The following is an 11852-nucleotide window of genomic DNA, read 5'->3' as shown; positions in this document are numbered from 1 at the left end:
GCCCCACACCGCCATCGGACGCAACGCCCCGATCACCCGCTTAACCAACCTGTCCGGTCAGTACATCTAGAGAGCGGCTGACGCCGTCCCGTACTGGACGGCGGCTTTCGGCACGCCCTCATCCGGATCTTCCTTCGTGCAAGGAGCACACCATCATGACTGTTCTGTACCGGTCCTTGGTTCGTCGTGGCTTCATCGCGTTGTCCGCCACAGCCACTCTCGCCCTGGCCGCCTGCGGCGGCAACGACACCACCACCGCGGACGGCTCCAGCGCTTCCACGGCCTCTGCCGGCGTGGTGGTGTCGATGGCTACGTCCTCGCCGTCCTCGAGCTCGTCGACTTCGGACGGCGCCGGGGACAGCACCCATAACGACGCGGACATCATGTTCGTGCAGATGATGATCCCCCACCACCAGGGGGCCGTCGCGATGGCGCAACTGGCCCCCGACCGGGCCAGCAGTCAGCAGGTCAAGGACCTGGCCGCCACGATCGAGGCGGCGCAGGCCCCGGAGATCGAGCAGATGACCGCCTGGCTGCAGGCATGGGGAGTGAGCACCTCGACGGCCGACATGCCCTCCTCGACCGCCGCCCCATCCGAGGGCGGGATGGACCACGGCGGGATGGACCACGGCGGCATGACCATGGGCAAGGACGGCGACATGGGCTCCTCGACGGCCATGTCGATGCCCGGGGAGATGACCGACGGGCAGATGCAGGCGCTGCAAGCGGCCACTGGCACCGAGTTCGACCGCATGTTCCTGCAGATGATGATCGAGCACCACACCGGCGCCATTGCGATGGTTCAGACCGAACTCGAGCAGGGCAGCAACCCCGACGCCCTGCAGCTGGCCGAGTCGATCAAGTACAGCCAGACCCAAGAGATCGCCACCATGCAGCAACTGCTGCAGACCCTCTGACCGCTCCCGGCTGTGCTGCCTGGTGGTCCGGCCGCGGGCCGGGCCACCAGGCACGCCGCGGGCCCCGCCCCCATGAGGGGCTGGCTACCTCCCGACCTGTCTTTCCTGTGTGTCCTCGACCGAAGGGTCACCTCGATGCGCGTTTCCCGGCGCCCCCGGGTGCTGTTGGCGTCGCTGCTGCTCACGGCGGCGCTCACGGCCACCGCCTGCACTACCGGCGGCCTTACCTCCTCGTCGTCCTCTTCACAGGTGACGGTCACCGTGTCCACCGCACCCCGCTCGACCGAGCCCACCGACGGGGCAGCGCGACCGGCGGCGAGCTCGACACCCCCGCCCGCCTCCGCGGCGGGCACGCCCACCACCTCGAGCATGCCCAGCCCGCCGGCGACGCAAGCGGTGATCACGATGACGCCGGCCGATGCGGCCACCGGGGTATCGGTGCTGCAGCCCGTGACGGTCACCGCCCAGGCTGGCGAGCTGACCCAGGTGTCGCTGACCAACACCGAGGGCAAGCTCGTCGCCGGCGCGCTCTCGCCTGACCAACGGACCTGGATCTCCAGCGAACCGCTGGGCTACGCCCGCAGCTACCAGCTGGCCGCCACAGCCGTGGACGCCGCCGGGCTGAGCACGACCTCGTCCAGCTCGTTCCCACCGTGCAGCCGGCGGGGGTGATCTTCCCGTCGTTCGAGCCGCCACCGGACCGCGGGCAGATCGGCGTGGGGCAGCCCCTGTCGGTGATTTTCGACCAGCCGCCGGCGGATCGGGCGGCGGCGGAGCGGGCCCTGTCGGTGACCACCGTCCCGGCGGTGGAGGGCTCCTGGTCGTGGGTGGATGACCGCACGGTGCACTCCCGGCCCCGGGAGTACTGGCCGGCCGGCACGCAGAAGCGTCCAAAGGACCGACGGTTCAGGTGCGCAGATGCGCCAGGACCCTGCTGCGGAAGCTTGACGTCGAGCGTCGCCGTATGCGTTTGCTGCAAGACGCCGTGGTGCCAGCACCCTCCGGTCGACGGCGCCACGACAAAGGCAGCCAACCACACCTGAGTGCCGTACCCCGCCGCCGAGTTGTCGGGGGCGCTGATCCCGCATGCAGGTCAAACTCCTCGACGGGCGATACCGAACGTCCCGCATCGAGCTCGCCAACGCGATCTTGGACTAGATCGAGGTCTCCCACAACCGGCAACGCCGGCACTCCGCCTCGGGATATCTGTCCCAGATACGGTTCGAACCCGTCAACCGCAGCGGCATGAACCCACTACGAGCAACGTCGTGAAACTCAGAAACAAGCCAGCGTCTCCGAACGTGCTGTGGGGTTCGCATAGACCGGCGACGTTTGAGAAATTGCGGCCGGCGCCCGGCCTCTCCATCGGACGAGACGACGTCAACACGACGCCTGACCCTAGGAAGTGCCGCTACCACCTCTGAAACCACCCACCGGAATCTTGACCAATCGACAGCTAGGGGTCGACGGCACTGCGCCTCGCATCTGGTGTCACGGCGCTGGGACAGGCGGTACAGCGGTGCTTGCCCGGCTGATCAAAAGGGTTGGCAGCAGCTTTCGGGCTGCGTCAGGGGCGGGGGTGTTCCTGGCGGAGTGGTCGTTGCGGACGGCGGCGATGAGCAGGGCGGCGGCGACGCGTCCCTTTTCGGCGGGGTCTTGCCTGACCGTGGTCAATGGCGGACGGAGGTTGACCGCTATCGGACTGTCGTCGAAGCCGATGACCGACAGATCGTCCGGGACGCGTAGCCCGCGGTCGTGGGCTGCGTTGAGGACGCCGTGAGCGAACCGGTCGGAGTAGCAGAGCACGCCGGTGATGGTGGGGTCGACCTCCAGCATGGTGTTCAGGGCTGCGTATCCGCCTGCTTCGGGTTGATAGGGCGTCTTGGGTTGTTTGACCATGACAGGAGTGACTTGTGCGGCGCTGCAGGCGTGCACCCATCCCTGGATCCGCTGTCGGGTGATGTGGGCTTCATCGGCCGGGAGCGCGGCGAACGGGTCGGTCTGCAAGCCGAATGGTGGCGTGAGCCCGACGGTGACGATGCCGATCCGGCGGTGCCCCAGTTGCAGAAGGTGTTCTGCAGCCTGCCGGGCGCCGCCGAGATCGTCAACGTTCACCGCAGCGACGCCGGCGAGGGGCTCTTGGTCCAGGAGTACCAGCGGCAGACTCCGACGCTGCAACCAGTGCAATGACTGCGCGTCGTACTGGTTGGTGAACACCAAGGTGGCGTCCATGGGGACGTCGCGGGCCGGAATGCGTCCGTCGACCGCTTCCTGGGTGGACAGCAGCGTCAGGGACAGACCCGACCCGGTAAGCCCATCGGCGACCCCACCGAGCAGAGCGGAGCTGACTTCATCGGAGAAGACGTCACCGAGCTTGGCGTTGACAAGAACTCCGACCACTCCGGTTGACCCTCTGGTGAACGCCCGGGCCGCCGGATCCGGTCCGGCGTAGCCCAATTCGTCCGCTGCGGCGAGCACACGGTCCCGCAGCTCGGCTGAGATGCGGCCCGACCCGGAGAAGGCATTGGACACCGTCATCCGGCTGACCCCGACCGCATCGGCGATCGTCTGCAATGTCACCCTCGCCACCGCCAGTCCCTTCCGGTCGCTTCGTCACGCGCCATGAGCGCCATCACAATGATTGACCGGTACATCACCTTCGCGGTACGGTCGATGTACCGGTAAATCTAGTTGGCGAGACGCCGACTGTCGAGACAGGACACTTTATGGCCACGTTCGACGGGACCGCAGTAGGCGAAACGGGGCAGGCCTCGACGCAGGCAGACGCCCCGCAGGTCGCCCGGGCCCGCCGGGCCACCGCGGTGGCTTTCGTCGGATCGGGCGCGGCCTTTGCCGGCTGGGTGAGCCGCATCCCACAGGTGCGCAGCGAATTAGGGCTCAGTGCCGCGGATCTCGGGCTGGTGCTGCTCGCTCTGGCTGTGGGTTCACTCCTTGCACTGCCGGCCGCGGCGGTGTTGATCCGCCGGTCCAGCACCCGGTCGGTGGTGGCGGGGATGGCAGTGCTGACAGCTGCTGCGTTGGTAGCGATCGGTGTGGGATATCACGCCGGGGTCGCGCTGGTCGTGGTCGGTCTGTTCGTTTTCGGCTTCGGGTTGGCGGCCTGGGGGGTCGCCATGAACGTGCACGCGGCCGCGGTCGAGCAGCGCGCGGGGCGGGCCGTTATGCCCCGTTTCCACGCCGGGTACAGCATCGGCACGGTAGGCAGCGCCCTGCTGGGCGCTGGCCTGATCGCTATCGGTGTTCCTGTCACCGTGCACCTGCTCACCTTGGCCGCGCTCATCGGCATCTGCGTCCCAGCAGGTGCGCGGATGTTCCTCCCCGCAGATCCTGGACACAACAACACCGCAACAAGATCCGGTGCGGGTGACGGGCCCCACCGCCGGATCGACCGACGTTCTCTCATGATCGGGCTGGTGGTCCTGGCGTTCGCATTCGCCGAAGGCGCGGGTAACGATTGGATCGCCGTCGCCCTGGTCGACGATCACCACATCTCCGCGGCGCTGGCATCCCTGGGTTACGCGGTCTTCCTGGCGGCGATGACCCTGGGTCGCTGGACCGGGCCGATCCTGCTGGACCGGTACGGCCGAGTGAGCACAATCCGCGCGCTGGCCGTGCTGGCGCTGGCGGGGTTGGTGCTGTTCGTTGTCAGCCCCTGGCCCGCGTTGGCTTTCGTCGGAGTCCTGCTCTGGGGGCTGGGCGCCTGCCTCGGGTATCCCGTTGGACTCAGCGCAGCCGCAGACGACCCGACGACCGCCGCCCAGCGAGTCAGCGTGGTCTCCGGTATCGGGCAACTGGCCTTCCTGGCCGGGCCGCCGCTGATCGGGTTACTGGGCTCATTGGGAACCATTCAGCACGCACTTGCGGTCGTACCGCTGCTGATCGGCCTGGCCATCCTGGCCGTCGGCGCGTTGGCCCCCACTGAAGTTCACCGCACCCGGCACGACAAAACCCTCGCATCGACCTGAGGCACAGCTCCATCTACGGCCCAGCGACGGCGCTTCCGCCCTAGCCGACCACGAACCGCCCTCCCACCAACCGCTCTCCTGGTCACTTATCGGAAGGTCACATCATGTACAGGCTGTGGAGTGCCCCGCTGACAGTCGGGCTGATCCTCGCCCTGAGCGCGTGCGCGTCAACCCGTTTCGCTGCGGAGGAGGAAAGCAGCAATCCGACCGCAACCCAGGTCAACCCGAGCAGTCCGGCCACGATCGATTCCAACCGCGCGGAGCCGCTGCTGGGTTTGTGGCGGATGACGAGGTTGGAGGTCGGCACCGAGGACAACCTGCAGCCAATTCCCTACACCGGACAGATCGCGTTCACTCCGGACACTGTCTCCGTTCAGGCCATGAACCCTGACATGACCGCAGCGGACACCGTCTTCACCGTCCAGGGATACGAAGCCTTCTATGGCCCACTCACTCTCGACGCGAAGGCCGGGACCTTCGCCGTCACCGTGGAATCCGCAGCCGCCCGCTCTCTGATAGGTCAGACCCTGACCCGCAACTACGACATCACCGGCGACACCCTGGTACTCACCCCCATCGACCCCACCGACGGGTTCCGCGTCACCTACCAGCGGCAGACCACCTGACCCTACCGACACCACCGGACCTTCCCTGTTCAGTACTAGCCCATCTGCGAAGGAATCCCATGCTGGCCACCGTCATGTACCGCTCCGGCGACGTCCGCGTCCAAGAGGTACCCGATCCCGTCATCGGCGCCCCCACCGACGCGATCATCCGCGTCACCCACGCCTGCGTGTGCGGGTCGGACCTGCACCCCTACCACGACCTTCCCGACACCCCGGGTGGTCGCCGGATGGGCCACGAAGCCATCGGCGTGACCATCGAGACCGGTTCCGACGTCAGCACTCTCAGCGTCGGGGACACCGTCATCGTGCCGTTCGCGTGGTCGGACAACACCTGCGCGTTCTGCCGCGACGGCATCACCACCTCGTGCGTGCACGGCGGGTTCTTTGACGGCGCGCCGTCGGCCACCCAGGCCGAGCTGCTGCTGGTCCCGCAGGCCGACGGCACCGCTGTCGCGATCCCCGCCGGCACCGACGAGCGCTTCATGCCGTCGCTGCTGACGCTGTCCGACGTCTACCTGACCGGCCACCACGCCGCCGTCCGCGGCGGCGTCGGCCCGGGGAAGACGGTGACGGTGATCGGCGACGGCGCGGTCGGGCTGTCGGCGGTGCTCGCCTCACGGCAGCTGGGTGCGCAGACGATCATCCTGATGGGTCGGCACACCGCCCGCACCGACCTCGGCCGCGACTTCGGCGCGACCCACGTCGTCGCCGAACGCGGCGAGGAGGGCGTCGCGAAGGTCCTGGAGATCACCGGCGGCGAGGGGTCGCACGTCGTCCTGGAGGCCGTCGGCCACATGCCCGCCTACAAGCAGGCTTACGGGGTGGTCCGGCCCGGCGGTGTCATCTCCCGGGTCGGCGTGCCGCAGTACTCCGACGCCCCGGTCGGTTTCGCCTCGCTGTTCGGCAAGAACGCCACCCTGACCGGCGGCCCGGCCACCGTCCGCGCCTACCTGGAGGCGGCCATCCCGCAGGTGCTCGACGGCACCATCGACCCGGGCCGCGTCTTCGATCGCGAGCTGCCGCTGACCGACATCGCCGAGGCCTACCGGCTGATGGACGCCCGTGAGGCGCTCAAGGTGCTCATCCGTCCCTGACCGTCCACCCTGGAGGAACCATGAGGATCGACCACGCCACCACCGCGACCGCCCGCGGGCCGGAGTCGTCGTTCACCGGCACGGTGTTCATCGACGGTATCCGCAACCCCGACGCGCGGTCGGCCATCGGCTGCGCCCACGTGCGCTTCACGCCGGGCGCCCGCACCGCCTGGCATTCGCACCCGCGGGGCCAGACCCTGTACGTCACTGATGGTGTCGGCTACGTGGCGCGTCGCGGTTCGGCCCCGACGGAGATCCGGCCCGGTGACGTGGTCGTCATCGAGCCGGGCGAGGAGCACTGGCACGGCGCGGCGCCGACCCGGTTCATGGCTCACGTCGCGATGCAGGAGGCCGACGCCGACGGCGAAGTCGTGACCTGGCTCGAGCACGTCACCGACGACGAGTACACCGCCGGCGTGTCCGTGTGACGTCGAACAGGCCGGCGCCGAGCACCGCGCCGAATACCCCGGCAAGCACACCGTCACCAACGGCGCCCCCGCGGTGCAGGACGGGCAACGGATCTAGGTCAGCTGGCAGGAGATGGCCGTCGACGACGCCGACTTCACCGCGGTGGGAACGTCTTTTCACCCCGAATCGGGACTCGTCCGCCGCGGCACCATCAGACAGGCCGCGTCCGCGCTGCTCCCCATGCGCTCTGGTCGACCACGCCGCCGCCTGGTTCACAACCCACCGCGCCACACCGAGCTTGAGCGAGACCTGATCCGCGAACGGACCCACGCCGGCCTGCAGGTTGCCCGGGCCCGCGGCCTGCAGAGTGGTCGGCCGGGAAACCTCCACGACATTGGCGAGCCGTATGGATTCAGACTGCTCGGCAAGGGTGGAGCCTGTTCGACCGACGCGCCCAAGGTCGCGGGTAGCGCCAGCCGGGCCACTGTCGGACCACGACCGTAGGCTCCACCCGTGACGACCCCGGAGGCGTTCACCGCGTCCCACCACGACGCGCTACGGGCGTGGGCCCGCGGCCTGACCCGCTGGAGGCGGCCATCGAGCTGCTGATCCGCGGTTGCGGCGGCCGGTTCGCCGCGACCGGGCAGCCGTGGGTGCACGTCGAGGACCGCGGCCGGGCCTGGATCGACTTCGGCGAGCTCGCCGAGCAGCTCGCCGCCGACGGGCCGTGGTCCGGCGGGGAACGACGGTTGTTGGCGCTGGCCGCGTCGCTAGGCGCCGACGCGGGCCTGCTTAACGAGAATCTGCCCGGCCTGGACCGGAACAACCTCGCCCTGGTGCTCGCCGCGGTCAGCCACGCCGGCGGCAGCCAGGAACACGGACCGGTCGCGATCCTGTTCGACGACGCGGGCACGCCCTACCGCAACCCCGACCGGGAGCGCCCCGGGCCGCTGTACCCGTGGCCCTCGGGAAGGGCCTGATCAGCACTGAATCGGCTCAGCTTTACATAAGATCTATTATCGGCAATGACTGATCAACCAAGCGCACGACGAGCGCGTCGCCCGGTATCCAGCGCCAAGCCGCGACGACGGCTACTACAGCAAGTACCGCAAGAACGGCTCTATCGACGTCTTCATCGGCCCGAACGGCGACATCACCGCCGAACGGCCACACGTCCACATCATCCACAGCCCCTCCGAGAGCCGCATCGTCTTCACGGTGACGCAGTCGGACGGGCAACACACCCACACCGAGTACCTGCCCGCGTCCGCTTCGGGGAACGAGGTCAACGCGGTGGTCGACCGCCTGCATCGCCAACTGCGCTGACGACAAACACATGCGTGAAAGCGACGGTAGTGCCAAGCACCTCAGCGACGAGCAGCGTCTATATCTTCGACAATTAGAGTATCGGGCACTGAAAGCTGGGGACGCCCACCATAGATCAGCTCGCCTTTTCGACTTCGTCGACACATGGGTGCTCGGAACACCGTCACTTGTCGCGGCGTTCGCGGCGACTATTTTGACCACGATCACGCTGACACAGAGTCCCCCCGCCTTCGGTGTTCGGCTAGCCGCCGTCCTATGCGCTGCTCTTAGCGCCGCTCTCACTGGAGTGCGCAACCAGGTTGGCGCTAGCGGTCGCGCCGTGGGACATCAGCGCGCGGGTGTAGCTTACAACGCATTACGCAGGAAAACCGCCGCCGCAGCAGCGAGCACGGTCGGCGATGCGCAGTTGATAGACGGACTGAATACCCTGTATGACGAAGCTGGCCAATCGGCGCCAGTAATTCCTCGCTCACAATGGAACAAGGCAGACACCTGGACGGCGGACGCCAAGCCCCACCCCCAGTGATAGAAAGTAGTGCAGCGACCTAGATCTAACCCCGGGGCGCGGAACTAGACACCCGCACATGCGCTTGCTACACTCACCTTTCTCATTGGTTGAGGTCAGGGGCGGCAGTCCTTGGTTCGATTCCAGGTGGGATGCTGATGTTGGGCTCCCTGGTTGGTCTCGTCGTTGTTCGATTCGTATTGGCAGAAGTTCACTCTGAGCGAACTGACGTTGGTCGAGAAATGACGAAAAACTACAGGAGGACGCCTATGAGCATGTTCGAGCGCATCATCGTTGCTTTTGGCGAGACGGCTTGGGCGCTCACCATCAGCATCTTGGCGGGTGCCCTGCTCTTGCCCTGAGCCAATGAGTCGTTTCCTTACAGCGGCGGGCGTGACTCAAGGAGCTCGCCAGAGTCACCGACCGTGGCTACTCTTTTACCGTGGCGTTGAGCAGTTCGAAGATGGCAACGAAACGCTCGACGGTCTCTTCTTTCAGCGACGCGTAGAACTCGTCACGGTGCTGTGTCAGTGCATGGGCCGGAAGCGCGTGATCGAACTCGCCGCGCACTCCCGCGATTCGTCGAAGTACGGGCTGCGTGTTAAATCCGTCGACAGGTCTTGCGAGTTTTGACGCAGGTGCATGAGCGGGATTGCGTAAACCGATTTCAGCCTCGACGGTCCTGAGTGTGCCTATGTGCAGCGTAAGCCGGATGACCTGACTTGGTCCCGCACTTCGTGAAGTTCAGCGCGGTAGTCGCGGTGAGTCGATCTTGGTCGAGAGGCGAGCGATGCATCCCTTGCGCCGGTCGCGTGCATCGCAGCGCACCACGGCGTGCTTCAGGGGTGATTCCCGACTTCTCGACGAGAGGGATTTAGTTGGCCAGGTCAGCCTGCACTTCAGTGCGAGGCGCGGCGGGGGATGAGGCCCGCCAGGTCTGGACGATCAGCCCTACGGTCCGGACAGCCTCGTCGAGGGTGCAATGCCGACGTCTCCACGTCCCCGCGGCGGACGCGATGGCAAAGCTCTCCGCCGAGAGCGCGTCCTCGTGCGCGCTCGCGTTCGCGCGGGTGCGGATGGGTGCGACGAACCCCTGGCGGCCACAACGGACACGTTCCGCGATGCAGATGTCTAGTGTGGCATTGTGAGCGCATGACGAAGGCTCGGTCAGCGCGCACGGTATGGCTCGACAAGAACAGTCGTGAGCTTCACCTAGCATCGCGGGCGTCGCCAGAGCGAGACTTTGGGTTCGCGGCGCACATTTCGGAACTGCCCAACATGTCGGCAACTGACCTACGGCACGCTCTCATAGACGCGCTGAACTCGGATGTCTATTCCCCGTCACTAATTGTAACCACCGACGACCCCATCTGGTTGAACGAAGACGTGCTCACGGGAGTGACAGGCGTAGGATTTCTGGCAACCGAGGCACCGTTGGGCGGGGCACGCACGGGTGAACAACTTATGTTGATGTCACTGCACGTCCCCTTCTATACACTGTTAGAAGACCAGGACGAGCTCGAACTCGAAGTGTTCCGGCTCACGGAAGCCTTCTTGCAGCAGTCACATGTCAGCATCTTTGCAATGGAGTACACAGATGACCACATCGGAGCTCCGCCCTACTTGCTCTCACTACTTTTAGAGCCAAGCATCATCGGAAAAAGCGTTGCCGCCCTCCACGAAGTGGGCCTTGGCATGATCGCGTTGATCGAATCAGTGGAAGAGGGCGGATTGCTAGATAGAACTGCCGCACTCCACGTTCTCCGCGCTCGTCGAGCGGAAGCGCTGATCGGTCAGCCCGAGGGCCCGTGGCTAGACGTTAAGGAGAAACTGTACGACCTTGCGAGTCTCCACGGCAAGATCTCATTGGCGCAGGCCGTGGCGCGGTTTGCCAACTCAACGGATGGAGGGCTGTTGATATTTGGCATGGCGACGCGCAAAGTTGGATCCGGTGAAGTGCTCGGGAGGATCACACCCGTTGTTGTCGATGGCTACTCTGTTCGACGACACCGGCAGGCGCTGGAGAAACATTTGTACCCATTCCCGACAGGTCTGAGTGTTAGCATCGTTGCAACTGCAGCTGGTGGCAAGCTCCTTATAATTGAGCTGCCCCCCCAGCCGGACACTTCAAAGCCGTACCTCGTTCACGGCGCAATCGTGGACGGCAAGGTTCGAGGGTCCTTTGTTAGCGTGGTTCGCAGATCGGGGGAGGACTCAATACCGATCGAAGCCCCCGCTCTGCATGCACTGATGTCGGCCAATAGGTTAATTGATGTTCTCAGGGCACACGTCGGACCTTACGAGCCGTCATCACCAGTTGCGTGAGCATAGTCCTTCGGAAGTCGTTGCTTGAGGACGTCAATCCGACGTTCCGGTTGAGGACGGGACGGGCCTCGATTAGCTTCGCTCTAGGTTTGGTTTGCTTGTTGCCATCTGACTGTGGGGGAACCCATAGGATACCCCCAGTCAGCACTGCATCCTTCTGAACTATGTAGTTGGCAAGTTGTATTAGTACTTGCCGTTTCTAGCCACATTCCCGCACCCTCCCGCCATATTGGACGGCGAAAGACCACGTTTGACGGAACCACGTCGGAAAAAGCCGAAGGGGCCGCATACGCGCGCAAGTTGTCAGCCATGGCTCTCCAAGACGACCGCGTGCACACCTCGCGCTCGGCCCTAGTAGTCATCGCTCGAGGCGCCGTCTCGATGGCGTCTTCCTCGCGCCGCGCCGAGCCTGCTGTTGCTTCATGTAGTCGGCGTACTAGGTGTTGCGGTCATGACGTTGGTGACGGCGGGGCGGGTGTGAAGGGGGCAGGCCCTCGGCGACAGGATGTGGGTGTCTACGCCTCATCATGTGAAGTCAGCCAAGGAGCCTGCCCGTGTCCCACCGTAATGCCCCGTTGACCCCGGAAGGTCGGCTCCGCCTGGTCCAGCGGTGCGCCACCAGGCCGTTGTCGCATGTCGCGGCCGAGGCCGGAGTGTCGCGGGCG

9 protein-coding genes and 3 pseudogenes are annotated in these 11852 nt (G+C 65.8%); 10 read left to right on the top strand and 2 right to left on the bottom strand.

Annotated features, from left to right (window positions below):
- The first annotated feature begins 155 nt into the window (after positions 1–155).
- A complete protein-coding gene (locus IEY37_RS21695) occupies positions 156–917 on the top strand; it encodes a DUF305 domain-containing protein (protein WP_188945028.1) in 762 nt (253 codons plus the stop codon).
- A 72-nt stretch (positions 918–989) separates the two neighbouring features.
- Positions 990–1960 (top strand): annotated as a pseudogene (locus IEY37_RS22930) (Ig-like domain-containing protein).
- Between the two features lie 448 nt (positions 1961–2408).
- On the opposite strand, the gene IEY37_RS21685 reads toward IEY37_RS22930, so the two are convergent.
- Positions 2409–3497: a LacI family DNA-binding transcriptional regulator gene (locus tag IEY37_RS21685; protein ID WP_229674763.1), complete on the bottom strand. Its 1089-nt coding sequence runs from the start codon at positions 3495–3497 to the stop codon at positions 2409–2411.
- 146 nt (positions 3498–3643) lie between these two features.
- Here IEY37_RS21685 and IEY37_RS21680 point away from each other — a divergent pair, with 146 nt between their 5' ends.
- From IEY37_RS21680 to IEY37_RS21660, 6 genes and pseudogenes are all read left to right on the top strand, one after another.
- A complete protein-coding gene (locus IEY37_RS21680; RefSeq protein ID WP_188945026.1) occupies positions 3644–4903 on the top strand; it encodes an MFS transporter in 1260 nt (419 codons plus the stop codon).
- Between the two features lie 104 nt (positions 4904–5007).
- Positions 5008–5529: a lipocalin-like domain-containing protein gene (locus IEY37_RS21675; RefSeq protein WP_188945025.1), complete on the top strand. Its 522-nt coding sequence runs from the start codon at positions 5008–5010 to the stop codon at positions 5527–5529.
- A gap of 59 nt (positions 5530–5588) precedes the next feature.
- Complete coding sequence (locus tag IEY37_RS21670; RefSeq protein WP_188945024.1) at positions 5589–6623, top strand: zinc-binding dehydrogenase; 1035 nt, start codon at positions 5589–5591, stop codon at positions 6621–6623.
- 20 nt (positions 6624–6643) lie between these two features.
- Positions 6644–7051, top strand: a complete 408-nt coding sequence (locus IEY37_RS21665; RefSeq protein WP_188945023.1) for a (R)-mandelonitrile lyase — start codon at positions 6644–6646, stop codon at positions 7049–7051.
- Between the two features lie 274 nt (positions 7052–7325).
- Positions 7326–7418: pseudogene (locus tag IEY37_RS22965) on the top strand (recombinase family protein); the annotation flags it as partial.
- Positions 7419–7594: 176 nt separating this feature from the next.
- Positions 7595–8011 (top strand): hypothetical protein, encoded by a 417-nt coding sequence (locus tag IEY37_RS21660; RefSeq protein WP_188945022.1) that lies wholly within the window; start codon positions 7595–7597, stop codon positions 8009–8011.
- A 1280-nt stretch (positions 8012–9291) separates the two neighbouring features.
- Here the strand turns inward: IEY37_RS21660 and IEY37_RS21655 are convergent.
- Positions 9292–9432: a hypothetical protein gene (locus IEY37_RS21655; RefSeq protein WP_188945021.1), complete on the bottom strand. Its 141-nt coding sequence runs from the start codon at positions 9430–9432 to the stop codon at positions 9292–9294.
- A 708-nt stretch (positions 9433–10140) separates the two neighbouring features.
- Here IEY37_RS21655 and IEY37_RS21650 point away from each other — a divergent pair.
- Both IEY37_RS21650 and IEY37_RS21645 read left to right on the top strand, forming a co-directional pair.
- Complete coding sequence (locus tag IEY37_RS21650) at positions 10141–11187, top strand: AlbA family DNA-binding domain-containing protein (protein ID WP_229674762.1); 1047 nt, start codon at positions 10141–10143, stop codon at positions 11185–11187.
- 554 nt (positions 11188–11741) lie between these two features.
- Positions 11742–11852 (top strand): annotated as a pseudogene (locus IEY37_RS21645) (leucine zipper domain-containing protein); the annotation flags it as partial.

Origin of the sequence: Nakamurella endophytica, from assembly GCF_014646215.1 — a bacterium.
Lineage (GTDB): Bacteria > Actinomycetota > Actinomycetes > Mycobacteriales > Nakamurellaceae > Nakamurella > Nakamurella endophytica.
This window is presented reverse-complemented; position numbering and strand designations above follow the sequence as displayed.

What these genes read in the sequence shown, in the direction of transcription:
- IEY37_RS21695 (WP_188945028.1), top strand. Translation starts at nt 156, where the DNA reads ATGACTGTTCTGTACCGGTCCTTGGTTCGTCGTGGCTTCATCGCGTTG.
- IEY37_RS21680 (WP_188945026.1), top strand. Translation starts at nt 3,644, where the DNA reads ATGGCCACGTTCGACGGGACCGCAGTAGGCGAAACGGGGCAGGCCTCG.
- IEY37_RS21675 (WP_188945025.1), top strand. Translation starts at nt 5,008, where the DNA reads ATGTACAGGCTGTGGAGTGCCCCGCTGACAGTCGGGCTGATCCTCGCC.
- IEY37_RS21670 (WP_188945024.1), top strand. Translation starts at nt 5,589, where the DNA reads ATGCTGGCCACCGTCATGTACCGCTCCGGCGACGTCCGCGTCCAAGAG.
- IEY37_RS21665 (WP_188945023.1), top strand. Translation starts at nt 6,644, where the DNA reads ATGAGGATCGACCACGCCACCACCGCGACCGCCCGCGGGCCGGAGTCG.
- IEY37_RS21650 (WP_229674762.1), top strand. Translation starts at nt 10,141, where the DNA reads ATGTCGGCAACTGACCTACGGCACGCTCTCATAGACGCGCTGAACTCG.